This is a genomic window from Paenibacillus sp. 22594, from assembly GCF_052044425.1.
Taxonomy (GTDB): domain Bacteria; phylum Bacillota; class Bacilli; order Paenibacillales; family Paenibacillaceae; genus Paenibacillus_AQ.
Window position 1 is genome coordinate 398,868 of sequence record NZ_JBQENA010000002.1, and the last position, 13,850, is coordinate 412,717.

General features: G+C 46.7%; 18 protein-coding genes. 9 read left to right on the top strand and 9 right to left on the bottom strand.

Annotation, left to right across the window (positions count from 1 at the left end; genetic code table 11):
- Positions 1–62: 62 nt before the first annotated feature.
- The 4 genes from ACTJKB_RS08475 to ACTJKB_RS08490 all read left to right on the top strand — a co-directional run bounded on the left by ACTJKB_RS08475 (position 63) and on the right by ACTJKB_RS08490 (position 3,837).
- Entirely contained in the window at positions 63–263 is a 201-nt protein-coding gene (locus ACTJKB_RS08475) for a hypothetical protein (RefSeq protein ID WP_440833219.1), read from the top strand.
- 257 nt (positions 264–520) lie between these two features.
- Positions 521–937 carry a YjdF family protein gene (locus ACTJKB_RS08480; protein WP_440833221.1) on the top strand — a complete coding sequence of 139 codons (417 nt, stop codon included), beginning with the start codon at positions 521–523 and terminating at the stop codon, positions 935–937.
- 363 nt (positions 938–1,300) lie between these two features.
- Positions 1,301–2,320 carry a LacI family DNA-binding transcriptional regulator gene (locus tag ACTJKB_RS08485; protein WP_440833222.1) on the top strand — a complete coding sequence of 340 codons (1,020 nt, stop codon included), beginning with the start codon at positions 1,301–1,303 and terminating at the stop codon, positions 2,318–2,320.
- A 173-nt stretch (positions 2,321–2,493) separates the two neighbouring features.
- Positions 2,494–3,837, top strand: coding sequence for a glycoside hydrolase family 30 protein (locus ACTJKB_RS08490; RefSeq protein ID WP_440833224.1), 1,344 nt, complete (start codon positions 2,494–2,496; stop codon positions 3,835–3,837).
- A gap of 92 nt (positions 3,838–3,929) precedes the next feature.
- Here ACTJKB_RS08490 and ACTJKB_RS08495 read toward each other — a convergent pair whose 3' ends face one another.
- From ACTJKB_RS08495 to ACTJKB_RS08520, 6 genes are all read right to left on the bottom strand, one after another.
- Positions 3,930–4,145 (bottom strand): helix-turn-helix domain-containing protein, encoded by a 216-nt coding sequence (locus tag ACTJKB_RS08495; protein ID WP_074085439.1) that lies wholly within the window; start codon positions 4,143–4,145, stop codon positions 3,930–3,932.
- A gap of 10 nt (positions 4,146–4,155) precedes the next feature.
- The gene (locus tag ACTJKB_RS08500; RefSeq protein WP_440833226.1) at positions 4,156–4,638 is read right to left on the bottom strand and encodes a DUF2975 domain-containing protein; all 483 of its coding nucleotides are present in this window, start codon (positions 4,636–4,638) and stop codon (positions 4,156–4,158) included.
- A 170-nt stretch (positions 4,639–4,808) separates the two neighbouring features.
- Entirely contained in the window at positions 4,809–5,822 is a 1,014-nt protein-coding gene (locus ACTJKB_RS08505) for a hypothetical protein (RefSeq protein WP_440833227.1), read from the bottom strand.
- A gap of 54 nt (positions 5,823–5,876) precedes the next feature.
- The gene (locus tag ACTJKB_RS08510) at positions 5,877–6,560 is read right to left on the bottom strand and encodes a DUF4386 domain-containing protein (RefSeq protein WP_440833228.1); all 684 of its coding nucleotides are present in this window, start codon (positions 6,558–6,560) and stop codon (positions 5,877–5,879) included.
- Positions 6,561–6,579: 19 nt separating this feature from the next.
- On the bottom strand, positions 6,580–6,804 hold the full coding sequence (locus ACTJKB_RS08515; protein WP_074085436.1) for a helix-turn-helix transcriptional regulator: 225 nt from the start codon (positions 6,802–6,804) through the stop codon (positions 6,580–6,582).
- Between the two features lies 1 nt (position 6,805).
- Positions 6,806–7,249 (bottom strand): hypothetical protein, encoded by a 444-nt coding sequence (locus ACTJKB_RS08520; RefSeq protein WP_074085435.1) that lies wholly within the window; start codon positions 7,247–7,249, stop codon positions 6,806–6,808.
- Between the two features lie 236 nt (positions 7,250–7,485).
- Between ACTJKB_RS08520 and ACTJKB_RS08525 the strand changes: the two genes are divergently transcribed.
- The 4 genes from ACTJKB_RS08525 to ACTJKB_RS08540 are packed head-to-tail and all read left to right on the top strand — an operon-like array spanning position 7,486 to position 10,996.
- A complete protein-coding gene (locus tag ACTJKB_RS08525) occupies positions 7,486–8,082 on the top strand; it encodes an RNA polymerase sigma factor (protein WP_440833230.1) in 597 nt (198 codons plus the stop codon).
- On the top strand, positions 8,021–8,803 hold the full coding sequence (locus ACTJKB_RS08530) for a hypothetical protein (protein WP_440833231.1): 783 nt from the start codon (positions 8,021–8,023) through the stop codon (positions 8,801–8,803). Before ACTJKB_RS08525 ends, ACTJKB_RS08530 begins: the two co-directional genes overlap by 62 nt.
- Positions 8,804–8,854: 51 nt before the next feature.
- Positions 8,855–9,751: an ABC transporter ATP-binding protein gene (locus ACTJKB_RS08535; RefSeq protein ID WP_440833232.1), complete on the top strand. Its 897-nt coding sequence runs from the start codon at positions 8,855–8,857 to the stop codon at positions 9,749–9,751.
- 9 nt (positions 9,752–9,760) lie between these two features.
- A complete protein-coding gene (locus tag ACTJKB_RS08540) occupies positions 9,761–10,996 on the top strand; it encodes an ABC transporter permease subunit (RefSeq protein ID WP_440833233.1) in 1,236 nt (411 codons plus the stop codon).
- A 27-nt stretch (positions 10,997–11,023) separates the two neighbouring features.
- On the opposite strand, the gene ACTJKB_RS08545 is transcribed toward ACTJKB_RS08540, so the two are convergent.
- Both ACTJKB_RS08545 and ACTJKB_RS08550 read right to left on the bottom strand, forming a co-directional pair.
- Complete coding sequence (locus ACTJKB_RS08545; RefSeq protein ID WP_440833234.1) at positions 11,024–11,305, bottom strand: GNAT family N-acetyltransferase; 282 nt, start codon at positions 11,303–11,305, stop codon at positions 11,024–11,026.
- A 21-nt stretch (positions 11,306–11,326) separates the two neighbouring features.
- Positions 11,327–11,551, bottom strand: a complete 225-nt coding sequence (locus ACTJKB_RS08550; protein WP_440833235.1) for a (4Fe-4S)-binding protein — start codon at positions 11,549–11,551, stop codon at positions 11,327–11,329.
- 184 nt (positions 11,552–11,735) lie between these two features.
- On the opposite strand from ACTJKB_RS08550, the gene ACTJKB_RS08555 reads away from it, so the two are divergent.
- On the top strand, positions 11,736–12,257 hold the full coding sequence (locus ACTJKB_RS08555) for a hypothetical protein (protein WP_440833236.1): 522 nt from the start codon (positions 11,736–11,738) through the stop codon (positions 12,255–12,257).
- Positions 12,258–12,889: 632 nt separating this feature from the next.
- On the opposite strand, the gene ACTJKB_RS08560 is transcribed toward ACTJKB_RS08555, so the two are convergent.
- A complete protein-coding gene (locus tag ACTJKB_RS08560) occupies positions 12,890–13,786 on the bottom strand; it encodes a helix-turn-helix domain-containing protein (RefSeq protein WP_440833238.1) in 897 nt (298 codons plus the stop codon).
- Between the last annotated feature and the right edge of the window lie 64 nt (positions 13,787–13,850).

A 13,850-nucleotide genomic window follows, 5' to 3' on the forward strand; every position in this document is an offset into this window, starting at 1 on the left:
GTGGTTTTGAAGTGCGAATGTATACCCTTCTTAAAGAAAAAGTTGATAATGTTAGAAAGCTTATGATTTACGAATCTGAGAATGATGGTGTTTATGTTTTTTTGTATGATACACAAGAAGATAAGAGCAGTTTTGCCGACTTATGGTTTGAAACGTTTGATGAAGCTGTTGACTACTGCATTGAAAAATACATAGTAATAGAGGACCAATGGGTTGTTATAAAAGATCCGAAGAAAGGGCAACAACACGATATTATCAATTAAACAATAATATACTTAGAATAGAGTTCAACGGGGAGATAGCTTAAAGAGCAGACTGCTAATTCAATCTGATTTTTATATTGAAGTAATGGGAGGTTAGTTGAACGGTTTAACAATTGTAAAAAATGTGATATAACCTTATAGAAGTGTAAAAACACAGACCGGTTGGTAGTCCGGTCGCACAGGGTTAGCCTTCGTGTCAGTGACCTTCCCCCCTCGGGATGTCCATCGCTTCAGTAAAAAACAGAGGGGGAGTAAGTGTGAAGCTTACCATATTGTTTGATGAAAGTTGTAAGTACTGGATCGGTGTGATTGAGCAGGAAGAGCAGGGATGTCTAAAAGCTTGTCGTCATATTTTTGGTAGCGAACCAAAGGATTCGGAGGTATTAGAGTTCGTTAGCGAGAAAATGATGGGATTGATGAACCTCACGAAGGTAGGGACGAATGCAAAACGAAGTAAAAACACTCGAGTAAATCCGAAAAGACTAGCTCGCCAGGCGGCTAAGGAGATTGCCCAGAGAGGTTTAACTAGTCTTGCTCATGAGGCGATAAAGCTGGACCTCGAGTCTAGGAAACTTCAACGAAAAGTGCATAATCGACAACAAATTCTTGAAGAAAATGAAAGAAAATATCAACTTAGAGCTCAAAAAGCTAAGAAGAAGCACAGGGGGAAATAGACCAAAAAAACTAACTAGCGTCTCGGAAGAAGCACGTCTTTATAGACTTGCTTCTTTTTTCTTACTGCTCTATAAGCCAGGCCATGCGTCCTACTGAAAGCTTTCCGCAGAAAAGCTCGCATTGGATGCGAAATCTGTCTGTAGGTTCCCACCGCAATCAGCGGATTAAATAAGGAAATCCAAACATAACAGCGGCCGGAAGTCCAAACATTCCCCGCAGTTACGACCAGACCCCATATATTTCAGGGTTTATACTTACTTTTATTCAATTCCGATAAACCAAGAAAAACTATTGTACTGAAAAACGGTTTTATGTTATTTTATTATCAATAAAAACGTTTTTATAGCGAAGGAAAATGGATGATGGGAAAAATAACAATCAGGGACGTTGCTAGAGAGGCAGGAGTCTCAATCTCAACGGTATCAAATGCATTAAATAATGTGGATGTCCTGAATCCGGTGACCAAATCGCATGTGCTTAAGGTAGCGCAGCGGCTGAATTATGTCCCTAACCTGAACGGTAAGCAGCTGAAGTCGGGAAAAACCATGATGCTGGGCTTTTTTACAACCAGTGTGGCAGGCCCCTATTTCTATAAGCTTGTAGAATCCATGTCCAGGCAATGTGACCGGCTGGGCTACGGGCTGAACGTATTTGTTACCAAAGATAAGCAGGTCGTGATGAGTAATATCCTCGGCAGGCGTGTGGATGGAGTCATTATTTATGAAGAGCTGGGGATTGACGATAAAGACATTCATGCGATGAACAAGGAGAAGATCAAAGCGGTGTTTCTGGACCGGGTGTTGGAGAATGAGAACATGGGCAGCATCATGTTCGACTCCTTTGAAGCGGGGTATGAAGCAACCAAATATTTAATCGGGCTGGGCCATAAAAAAATTGCCTATATTTCCGGCGTGGACACGATGTTTGACAGCGTGCAGCGCAGAGAAGGGTACCTGGCAGCATTGCGCCAGTACAGTCTGCCGGTGAGCGAGGATTATATTTTGCAGGGCTATTTCGAGGAAGAGAGCACCTTTAATGCGGTGAAATCTTTCATCCGGGCGTTTCCCGAGAAGCTGCCTGATGCTTTTCTGGCGGGCAATGACCTCAGTGCAATTGGCTGTATCCAGGCGCTCAAAACCCATGGATACGAGGTTCCGCACGACATTAGTGTAATGGGCTTTGACGATATTGATATCGCCCAGTACTATTCCCCTCCGTTAACTACGGTGCGGAATCAAATCGCCAGGCAGGGGATATTGACGATCGATCACCTGGTCCGCATGATACAGAAGAAAGAACAAGGCAACGCCCAGAAGCTGAAAGGCGAAATTATCGTCAGAGGCTCAAGTCATGTGAAGTTTGACCGGAATGACCAGATGTAAGGTGCAAGGCTCATTGAAACGGATAACGCCTCTTTTTTCTGGACGGCGAAGCCGTTTCTTACCGCCAAAAATAAAAACGTTTTTGTTGATTTAAATCTAGTCACGAAGAAAATCAAAAAATGGAAGATCTTAATTTCGGTTTATATAAAACAGCCATCCGGAGGGAAATCACATTGAAGAAACTAGTCATTTACAAGTCCACAGGCGAAGACGGGTTATTCATAGAACAGCCGCCAGAGCAGTTGGAAGCAGCAGATACAGATCAAGCGACCGTCACCGTTACTCTTGACGAGAGTCAAACCTATCAGGAGATGGACGGCTTCGGGGCTTCTTTTACCGATTCGGCGGCATATCTGATCAACCAGGTGCTTAGCCCGGAGCAGAGAACTGAGCTGATGGTGAGGCTGTTTGATCCGGCGGCGGGGATTGGCTTATCGGTCCTGCGGAATCCAATGGGCGCCTCGGATTATGCCAGAACGGTCTACAGCTATAATGATCTGTCTGAAGGGGAAACCGATATGGAGCAGAACCGGTTCTCCATCACCCATGATGAAGAGGATATCATCCCGCTTCTGCAACAGGCGCTGGCACTGAATTCTGAGGTCAAACTGATGGCGTCGCCCTGGAGCGCTCCAGGCTGGATGAAGACCAGCGGGTCGATGATCACCGGAGAGCTGAAGCCAGAATATTACGGTGTGTACGCTGACTATTTTGTAAGGTACATTCAGGCTTACCAAGAGCACGGGCTGCCTATATATGCTGTCACTCCGCAGAATGAACCGCTGTTTGAACCGCAGCATTATCCGAGCATGCTTATGCTGCCGGAGGCGCAGGCATCTTTTGTGCGGGATTACTTGAAGCCTGCATTTCTGAGGCATAACATCCACAGTAAAATTCTCTGCTATGACCACAACTGGGACCGCCCGGATTACCCGGTGTCTGTGATGGAAGCTGCCGGGGAAGAGGTGGATGGGGTAGCTTGGCACTGGTATGGTGGTGAACCCTCTGCGCAGACACAGGTGAAGCGTGCTTATGAAGGTAAAGAGGTGCATTTCACCGAAGGCTCAGGCGGTGAATGGATTCCGCCATTTGAACAAGCCTTCTCCAATGTGATCCGCACAGGGATTGAAATTCTTAGAAATCACAGCAAGTCGTTCGTCCTGTGGAATATGGCACTAGATGAACATAACGGGCCGACAGTGCCGGGCTTCGGCACAAGCACCTGCCGCGGTATCGTCCGGATCGACCAGCAGACCCGTGAACTAACCTACACGCTGGACTACTATGCACTGGCGCATTTCAGCACAGTGATTCGGCCCAAGGCTCTGCGGATGGATTCCGCGTCAAGCCATGAGCGCATCCGTTCTGTTGCTTTCCGCAACCTGGACGGATCGATTGGGGCGGTGCTGTTCAACGATGGCGAAGAAGAAGAGATAGTGGCTGTGGAATTGCCGGGCGGTGAGCGGCTAACTTTCAGCATGCCGCCCAAAAGTGCTGTGTCACTGAAAGTGGAATAAGTAATGGACTGACGGCAATAAAGAAACAGCGGCAGCCAGGGACGAGAAAATAATGTCCTTGGCTGCCGCTGTTTTATTGAACCTGTTATTCCTTAAATGTCTTCGTCACTTTTGTATTCCAGAATATCTCCAGGCTGACATTCCAAAGCCTTGCAGATCGCCTCTAAAGTGGATAATCGAACCGCTTTTGCCTTTCCATTTTTCAATATGGAAAGGTTAGCCATTGTGATCCCCACTCTCTCCGAAAGTTCGGTTACGCTCATTTTCCGTTTAGCCAGCATCACATCAATATTAATTATAATCGCCATGGATTTCACCTCAGACTGTTAAGTCATTTTCTATTTTTAGATCAATGGCCTCTTTTAATAGCTTTTGGAGAACTGCAGCAAAAACGGCAATCACCATGGAAGCGAAAATCATGAGCAATCCGATAACTATGATCCCTGGGGCATCGTCCATATCCGCCATAAGATAGAAGAGAGGAAGGCCTGCTACATACAGAATGCTGAATGTGACTGCACAGTATTTTATATTCTTTAAGACCCGCACAGATAATTCAGAGAAAGCTTTGTTCTTGTCAATGTAGCCTAATAGTTTGAAGGCTTGATACAGTGCCAAGTAAAAGGGAATTACCGATGCATACAAATCGATGAGTACCAGATATTTAATAGAAGTCATATCCGGATACAACTCTGCTGCAAAATTCCCAATCTCAGGCACCGCAAAAATACACAAAGCAAGAACCGGGAGCCCAATTACAATAACAGCTACCTTTAAAAAGAGTGTGGTTCCTCGTTCCATAAAATGCACCTCATTTAATTAATGTTAAATCAAATTTAGCACATGGTTTATCGTTTTACAATATATTTTGATTGTTATTTGATTTATTTTGATTGTTTTGCGAAAAAGAGAACGACAGCTGTCCTTCAATGTGAAGGATCTAGTTGAAATCAGCCCACAGGATCAAATAATTATAGGACGTTCCCCCATTTTGCCGGAACTCTCCTGACGCGGGGAGACCACTGCAAGGAGGTAATCCGGCCGCCGCTGAGGACGTTCACCGGGATCTGCTCCCTGATATCGACAATCCAGAGCTGACTTGCGCTTCCGGTACCTGCACACCCCGATAAATAGGCGATTTTGTCAGCGTCCGGCGACCAGCTAACAGGAGTGGCGAAACAGTCGGAGGCCACCAGCGTTCTTTGGTTCTGACCGGTACGGCTGTCGGTCTGGATGAGAGAATAGTAATTCGGCTCCATATAGGCGGTTGCGCTGTAGGCGATGCTCCGGGAGTCAGGGGACCATGCCGGGAAATAGTTTTTGGCGAGCGGTCCGCCATCCAGCGTATATAGGGTGCCTGTAGCCAAATCCACCGTCGAAATAATAGAGATGCTGGCACCGGGGAACGTATAAAGTGCGAAGGTTCCGTCCGGGGAAATCCGAACGTTATGGAGTGGACCGTCCGTATTATGTGTGATCTGTCTCCGGTCTGTGTTATCGGCCCGAATGCGGAAGAGCTGAGTATTGCCGGTGGAATCCGGAGCCGCATATAGAAGCTCCGTACCCGAAGGGAACCACTGGACATCGCTGGCACCCGGCTCCGGAATGGCATAACTGTGATGGGAGAGCGTATCATAGGCGATGATTCGCGCGTTTTTGACATACGTGAGGGAGCGACTGTCCGGGGACCAGTCCAGCAGTGTGTAGAGCTCGATTTGGTCGATCCTGGCTACGGAGAGTGTGATTGTATCCAGAAGGTGGACCACGTTGCCAATGCCGATGAATGCGATTCTTCTACTGTCTGGCGACCAATAGGGAACCGTAAATTCCGCACCAAGCCCCTTGGTAAGTTGATAATGAAGACCATCCTGCGGTCGGTACAGCCAAATGTCGTACGTTCCACCGCGGTCCGAAGTGTAGGCAATCCATCCTTGAATGGGATCATGAGGAACAGCTTGCACGGCCAACATCCTTTCCTGAATCATCTAATACTCCAGATATATTCAGGTGGGGAGGGTTAGGCGACAGCCCAGGCAAGCCTATCTATGCCAGGATAAGTTGAAGCCTTTTACAATTAGCCATACGGCAAGGATCATTTCATTTGCGGCTACTGGCAAAGACAAGAGGGCCCCCCACACAGAGAGTTGAGGAAAAACTCCGAACATTTCTAAGATCCCTGCACTTAACACCAGTATGGATCCGGTAATCCCTAAGATCGAAATGAACCTGGGTACCAGCTTGGTTTGATAAAAAATGTAGCTGTATATCAGCGTATTAATACCCAGCATGACATTTGGCCCCAGCATAAAAGTCCACTCGTGGATTGCTTTTAATAGTGTACCTGAAGCTTCAAAAGAAGATATATCCACAGCTGCAGAAGTTGTGAATTCCCGGCTTAAGGTCAATAAGGACAACACACTGATGATGCCCACAGTGATGATTACAGCCTCAAGAAACCTGAAGCATACATGTCCAAGAGCTAATGTCTCATTGTATTTTCTCAAAAGCGGGAACATAGTAATCGAAGTGCCGACAGCTGAGACGACAAGAATCAACTCCATAACCGCCCCCAGTATCACCTGGTTGGCATGTTCAGAACCTTTTAATAAATAATCGGGGCCGTTCAGGATCGGATCATATAAAAGAAGACCAGCTATCGATGAAACCGCTGCTAGAATAAACAAGACACCCGTTATTTTCGCTGCTGTGTGGTTTGAATTCATTCTGTCATCTCCTCATTCATTATTCCTTCGTGCCGTCTCCATAAAAGAATACCTCTTCCAGAGATAAGTTGAAGGCGAGGGCAATACGGAAGGCCAGTTCCAGGGATGGCGAGTAATTGCCCTTTTCCAGAGCTACGATGGTCTGTCGCGTTACGCCCACCTTGTCAGCCAATTGCTGCTGTGTCATTTCATCGTGGTCGAACCGTAATCTGCGGATGTGATTGCCAACAAGATTCTTACTCATCCTAGACTCCTTTCCGATAATGATAAAGTTTCGTGATAGAGCCGGTAACATCAGAAATGAATCCGCCGGCGATCAGGATCACGAACATCACCTGTGATGACTGATCGTTGACCAGCGCCCCCATTGCAGCAAGAAAGCCAAGGACAAAGACAAAGAAAGAATTCCGTGTGGCCTTCAAGTTAATGAGCTTATCCAGTTCATCTGCAAATGCCGGTTCCTTTTCTCCGGTCGTTATCCTAAAGGCAATATTGAAAATAATGCTGATCAGGATATGCGCTGCGATTGAAACCAAAGTCAAAATGATCACGAACGAACCCCAATAATGAAAGCTTTCCGTTGAGTCAGCCCCCTCCGGTGCCTTTGGAAACATGTAAGCACAATAAGATCCGAAAATAAGTATTGCCGTGATCAGAGATACAATGCTCTTCTTTTCTTGATACGTCATACGCTACACCGCCTACACTTTATTTTGATAACAAGTTAAGTTTGATGTACATAATGTATTATAAACCATTCATGGTGTCAAGTTTATTATACATTACGGGCTAACTCCTTAACTACTGATCACTCTTCCCCTTTTATATCCACCTATAAATAACAATTTCACAAAAAAAACACAAGTTGGCTTCACTTTTTTTCTGCCCAATACAGTTATATAGATATAGAGAGGGGGAGACGAAGTTGGATGAGGGGGAATGGATTCGTCGAATCCAGGAGGGGGATGCCGGGTATCTCACACCGCTGATTGAGCGGTATTACGCTGGAATCCAGAAGTATTGCTACTACCGGGTCCGGAGTGAAGAAGAGTCTAAGGATCTGACTCAGGAAACCTTCTACCGTTTTTGCAGGAACATAGAAGGTTACACGAATACAGGGAAATGCAGTGCATACTTGTACACGATCGCTCGTCACTTGTGCAATGACCACCTCAAGAAATGGTCGCAGTTACCCAGGATGGAAACAGAGGAGGCAGCTGACAGAGGAGTGATTTGGCAGGGCGGATCTGTTGAGGAACAGGTTGAACGGCAGGCGCTCGTAGATGAGCTGCTTCAATGCCTTCCTGAAGAGCAGCGGGAGCTAGTATTCATGCGGTTTTGTCTGGATCTGACCTTTCGCGATATTGCGCGGATCACGGGAGTTAATGTATGTATGGTGCAATATCGGGTGAAGCGCGGGTTGATTCTGTTAAGACGCCACTTGGAGAGGAGGGATTCAGTTGAGCAAGAAGCAGCAGACTATCATCGCAACCCTAAGGAACTACCCCTCGTTCCCCGTTGACCAGATGCAGCTGGAGAAGACCATCAAGGGGGCAGCAGCAGAGCTAAGTCAAGCACAAGCGAAGCGGAAAACAAGTATAGGAGAATTTTATAAGGTCCAGCTTCGCTTCATGAGCTGGAAAGTGTGGGCGTTACAATTACTGATTGTTCTGGGAATGGCGCTCCTTCTGCATAACTCTATTCAAGAGCGAAATGGAAATATTCAGCTTATCATGTTGACTTCTATCGCTGCACCATTACTGGTAATAGCGGGCATACAGACTATGACCCAATCAATAAGCTTCAATATGCAGGAGATTGAACTCAGTACATATCATCGTCTTGAAAAGCTGACACTCGTTCGGATGAGTCTGCTGGGATTGGCGGATCTGATTGGATTAATACTGCTGGGGGGCTTATTAAGTGCGTGGACAGAGACGGGAATCCTGGATTTGGTATTGTATCTGCTGGTGCCCTTCAATCTGGCGTGTTTTGGCTGCCTGTGGTTGCTGAATCGGGTTCGTACCCGGAACTGCGGATATTATTGTCTTTTATATTGCGGTCTGGTGGTGATCGGACAGATGTTTTTGACATGTAATCCTTCTCTCGGGTTGTTTGAATCATCGGCTAAAGTGATATGGTTGGTATTACTGCTGCTGACTACCATTGGTGTAGTCGTGCAGGTAAATGGCTTACGAAAGACTTGCCGTAGTCATGAGGCCGCTTCAAGTATACAGATGTGATATTCGGGGAAAGCCTGCCGAAGATATGGGGATTACAAGGAGGAACACGGGATGCTGGAACTGATTTTGAACCAGGTGCATAAACAATTTTCTGCAAAAAAAGCAGTTAATGGAATCTCAATTCGGTTCAACCATGGTGTATACGGTCTGCTGGGATCTAACGGTGCGGGGAAAACAACACTGATGCGGATGATCTGTGGCATTCTGAACCCGTCATCGGGAACGATTCAAATGAATGGTGAGGAAATCAGCCATATGGGGGAAAGGTATCGCGATATGTTGGGCTATTTGCCCCAGGATTTCGGTTACTATCCGGATTTCAGCGCAGAGGAATTTCTCTGGTATGTGGGGTCATTGAAAGGCTTAAGCCTGCACGCGGCAAAAGGAAAAGCCAGGGAGCTTTTGCAGAGGGTAGCCCTGTCGGAGGTAGCACGAAGCAAAATCCGTACCTTTTCCGGGGGGATGAAACAGCGTCTTGGTATTGCCCAAGCGATGTTAAATAATCCCAGCATGCTGGTGTTGGACGAGCCAACGGCGGGTCTTGATCCCAAAGAGCGGGTGCGCTTTCGCAATCTCATCGCTGATCTTGCCAAAGACAAGATTATTATCCTATCGACTCATATTGTGGCGGATGTAGAATACATAGCGGACCAGATTCTGGTGATGAAGCAAGGGGCCCTATTGATGACAGGTACGGTGGAACAACTAACGGCTGCGATGGAAGGCTTGGTTTGGACATGCCATATTTCTTCGCGGGAGGTTGAGGAGTGGAATGACCGCTATTGTATCAGTAATTTGCGGCACGAAGGGGATCAGGTGGAGCTGCGCATTGTGTCAAAGGTGAAACCGGCAGATCGATCAACAACATCAGTTGTGCCGACGCTGGAGGATTTCTATCTGTACCATTTTCAAGATGAACAGGCTGCAATAGCTGGTGAAGGGAAATAGGGGGAATCGATGGATACTTTAACCCGGTTTGAGTTGCGGAAGATTATGCGAAAGAAGTCTTTTTATGCAGGGGTAGCAATAATAGTAACCATGGCCATATTGATGTCAACTGTTCTGGTTGCAAATGCGCAGATCACAGGCAAGGACGGCAATTTCTTAAATGGTATACCCGCCATCCAGTTGGAAAGAGCGTACAATCGGCAGCTTGCCGGTCCGTTAACTTCGGAAAAACTGGGAAATACAATAAGACGGCATCAGAATCTGCTTCATGACCCAAAGAATCTGGATGAGAAAGGGGAGGTGACTGTTGAAGTTAACGCCAAGTTTGATGTCAAGTATGAACAAATGTATTCATTGATTAACTATGCTTTTTCACCGGTGAATGATTACGATTATTTTATCGATAAATTAAAACCATGTGACGCATCAGTATTTTATCAGAAACGCCTGGAGAGGGTACACGAATATTTGAATGCAGATTATGCGTATGGCAATTATTCGGCGGAAGCGAAAGACTACTTTATCAAGATGAATGAGAGGATCCCCGTTCCTTTTCAAATGGATTATGTTACAGGCTGGGCAAATGTGTTTGAGAATCTGCAGTTTATTTTTTTATTCACTGCTTTTGTTATTGCAGTTTGTCTGGCCCCCGTCTTTGCCGGTGAATATCAGAGCGGAGCTGACGCTATCCTCCGATCTTCCCGCTATGGGCGCAGCAAGGTCATATCCGCGAAAATAAAAGCGAGCCTAATCGTGTCTGTGGGACTGCTTGTCTTGGGGCTGACCACCTACACTCTGCTGCTGCTCGGGATATGCGGATTTGATGGCGGAAATGCCAGTGTGCAGATGATTCGATTTATGGCACCGGTTCCCTATACCGTTTTTCAAACCTATTTATGGGCAGTCCTCATTGGCAGTCTGGCCTGTCTTCTTGTGGGAGCGGTAACGCTGTGGCTATCCAGCCGTATGCGCAGTCCTTTTCCCGTTATCATAGCCATCGGAATTTTACTTTTCGTCCCGATGGCTATTCCGGTAAGCCAAACCAGCCGTCTGTTTAACCATCTGATGGCTCTGCTTCCAAGCAATATGTTTGACAGTTCCAGAAAAATAACCGATTACGAAGTATTCCATATTTTTGGACAGTTGATTCCGGAGTACAAGGTGATTACAGGTTTTGCAATCATCAGTATAGCACTGCTGCTGCCTTTTACTTATCGGGCATATAAAAAGCATCAGGTTGCCTGATTTCGGGCCTCTACCAGGTGGCTGCGATTATTTATGCAGGACATCTCCAAGTTCGGGGCGTTGCTGGAACCTGCCTTTTGCAAAAGGGCATAGGGGTACAATCTTTATTTCGTTCTCCCTTGCGTACTCCACCATGGCTTCGACAAGCAGGTCTCCAAGGCCCTGCCCACGGTAAGTGGTGTCTACGAAGGTATGATCAATAATAAATAGACTGGCTGTTGAGGTTACATATGTCATTTCAGCAGCCATGGAGTCCTGATCTGAGATCCAAAATCGTTTGTTGTCTTTATCGTGAACTACATTATGCATCATGATACCTCTTTCTATTTGTTATTTTTCTTCCTCAAGAAGCTCGTATTTCAGCGCACCGCTCGGGCATTGGTCAATATGCCGGCTGATCGCTTCAGCGGCAGCGGCATCGGGGTCTACCCAGGGGCGTTTGTTTAGATTAAATACGGCGGGGAAACCTTTGACACAAACACCGGAATGAATGCATTTCTCAGGCTGAAACATAACCGTAATATTTTTCCCGTAATAGAGTTTCTGATCCTTCATCATACATTCACACTCCATTTTGATATATTAGCCATAACTTTGATATGACTATACCATATTTATTTGATTGATTTCCCTGAAATTTGATATAAAAATGTAGAACAGTACGGGCTGCAAGCTCGTCATCACCCGCCGTAAAATGGTAAACTAGAAAGTATAGTATTTTACGGGGAGTGAACTTCTTATGAAAAAGCTTGCTGCCGGCTTTCTTGCCGGTGCGGTACTGATGATTAGTACTCAGGCGATTGGAGCCTCTACAAGTCTAGTAGGCAAGACCATTCAAGCAGAATACACCGTAAACGTATACGGCAAGAAGCTGGCCGACAAGGCCATTGTTATTGACGGGAAAAGCTATGCACCAGTGCGGGCCATCGGAGAGCTGGCAGGCTATAAGGTCTCCATGTCCGGCAAGATTATAAGTCTGGACGAGAAAGAGAGTGTATCCTCTCCATTGCTGGACGACAGGACCGAGAGCATCACTATTGGACCGCTGCCCACGCCGACACCGGATTCTGCAACAGCAATGACCAAAAGCAAAATCAAGGCGATTGACAGCCAAATCGATAATGTAGTCGATAACATTTTATCCACCAGTGGCAAGTTGAAACTAGATCCGTCCAATACAGAACTGAAGGACAAGCTGGAGGAGTACAAGGCGGAATATGGCGACCTGCTGAAGCAAAAGGATGCGGAGTTGCAGAAATAGAACATAATATCTCATAAAAGATGCCGCCCCGTCATTTCTTCTTTACGATGACACGAGGCGGCTTTTTTATTGTATAGGAAATTATACTGTGAAAAAACGGTGGATCACACCGATTGAAAAGTAAGAGGGATAAACGTCAAGAAACAGACCGGAGAAACGAAATAAACTAAACGGGCCTAAGAGGAAATACCTCTGATCTCGCCGTAAACGGGTTAGCGGGCAGAATGGGAGGTAGAAATACCTCTGATCTCGCCGTAAACGGGCTAGCTGGTAGAATGAGAGGTAGAAATACCTTTGATCTCACTGTAAACGGGCTAGCGGGCAGAATGAGAGGTAGAAATACCTCTGATCTCACCGTGAACGGGCTAGCGGGCAGAATGAGAGGTAGAAATACCTCTGATCTCACTGTAGACGGGCTAGCTGGTAGAATGAGAGGTAGAAATACCTTTGATTTGGGAGTATTGCCGTTAGCTGCGGCAATGAGCTGCTGGATCCACCCGTTAGGGTGAGTTTGTTCCTTGCGGCAACACCCCTTGTTTTCTCAGAGCAACAACCAGTCCTATAATCAAATGTTTTCAGTAGGTCCCTGCTGTTATCCTGTATATCCGCTGGGATTAGCGTCATAGGCGGCTTCAATCGCCTGCGGTTGCTGCTCCGGCGCTTGCCGCCTCCTGCCGGTATCCGCCGGGGGTTTTGCCAATGATCCGTTTGAAGACCAGGTTGAACGTTTTGGTATCGTGGTAGCCGACCTGCTCGGCAATGAGCGGAATGGGGGAGTGTAGCTGCTGGATCAGCAGAACGCAGCTCTTTTGAATCCGGACATTTTGCAGGAAATGATGGAAGGTCTGGCCGGTGTGCGTTTTGAACAGCCGCTGAAGATGCCGCTCGCTCCAGTCAAACGTCCGGGCAAGATGGGACAAGGTAAGGTCTTGGGCATACTCCTGCTGGATATAGTGGAGAATTTGCAGGAATTGCGTCGGTCTGGTTACCGGAAAGTGCAGCTCATCATGCTGTAACCTGTACAGGGTGACAACCAGCTGAATGAACAGGGTCAGCAGATAACTGCCGGAGCCGGTCTGCGGGAGATTGTACTCCCGGTGCAGCGAGAGGAAGAGGTTCTCGATGGAACCATTTTGGTCGGTAATGGAGAATGCGGGTACCTGCTGATTCCTAATCTGTTCCAGGTACGCTGCAATCGGCGCATCCGGAATCACGGAAGCAAGGTCATCCAGAAGCGCTGTTGTAAATAAACAATTATAGACGACGACCGGTTCTTTAAGCGCATGGGGCGACGAAGGCCGGAAAACATGGGAGACGCCGACAGGAATGAAATATAGCTGCCCCCTGCAGGCTTTCTGAACCTCTTGTTCTGTATAATGAAACCCCTTTCCTTCCGCGACGAAGGCCAGCTCGATGAAATCATGGGAATGAAGCGGAAGCTGGTAAGTCTCCGTAGCACGGTTAACATAGAGCAGCAGATTCTTTTGGAAAAAAGTTTCGCCTTTAAGCATATGCTCTGCAGAATTCATCCGTCCATCCCTTTCTTAACGGAACTAAAAGTCCTTATTACGCAGGTGAAATGTCCATTTCACG

Excerpts from the sequence above, each read along its gene's own strand:
- ACTJKB_RS08475 (WP_440833219.1), top strand. The coding sequence starts at position 63 with ATGATTTACGAATCTGAGAATGATGGTGTTTATGTTTTTTTGTATGAT.
- ACTJKB_RS08485 (WP_440833222.1), top strand. The coding sequence starts at position 1,301 with ATGGGAAAAATAACAATCAGGGACGTTGCTAGAGAGGCAGGAGTCTCA.
- ACTJKB_RS08515 (WP_074085436.1), bottom strand. The coding sequence starts at position 6,804 with ATGAGTAAGAATCTTGTTGGCAATCACATCCGCAGATTACGGTTCGAC.
- ACTJKB_RS08545 (WP_440833234.1), bottom strand. The coding sequence starts at position 11,305 with ATGCATAATGTAGTTCACGATAAAGACAACAAACGATTTTGGATCTCA.
- ACTJKB_RS08505 (WP_440833227.1), bottom strand. The coding sequence starts at position 5,822 with ATGATTCAGGAAAGGATGTTGGCCGTGCAAGCTGTTCCTCATGATCCC.
- ACTJKB_RS08520 (WP_074085435.1), bottom strand. The coding sequence starts at position 7,249 with ATGACGTATCAAGAAAAGAAGAGCATTGTATCTCTGATCACGGCAATA.
- ACTJKB_RS08495 (WP_074085439.1), bottom strand. The coding sequence starts at position 4,145 with ATGGCGATTATAATTAATATTGATGTGATGCTGGCTAAACGGAAAATG.
- ACTJKB_RS08500 (WP_440833226.1), bottom strand. The coding sequence starts at position 4,638 with ATGGAACGAGGAACCACACTCTTTTTAAAGGTAGCTGTTATTGTAATT.
- ACTJKB_RS08555 (WP_440833236.1), top strand. The coding sequence starts at position 11,736 with ATGAAAAAGCTTGCTGCCGGCTTTCTTGCCGGTGCGGTACTGATGATT.
- ACTJKB_RS08535 (WP_440833232.1), top strand. The coding sequence starts at position 8,855 with ATGCTGGAACTGATTTTGAACCAGGTGCATAAACAATTTTCTGCAAAA.
- ACTJKB_RS08540 (WP_440833233.1), top strand. The coding sequence starts at position 9,761 with ATGGATACTTTAACCCGGTTTGAGTTGCGGAAGATTATGCGAAAGAAG.
- ACTJKB_RS08510 (WP_440833228.1), bottom strand. The coding sequence starts at position 6,560 with ATGAATTCAAACCACACAGCAGCGAAAATAACGGGTGTCTTGTTTATT.
- ACTJKB_RS08560 (WP_440833238.1), bottom strand. The coding sequence starts at position 13,786 with ATGAATTCTGCAGAGCATATGCTTAAAGGCGAAACTTTTTTCCAAAAG.
- ACTJKB_RS08550 (WP_440833235.1), bottom strand. The coding sequence starts at position 11,551 with ATGAAGGATCAGAAACTCTATTACGGGAAAAATATTACGGTTATGTTT.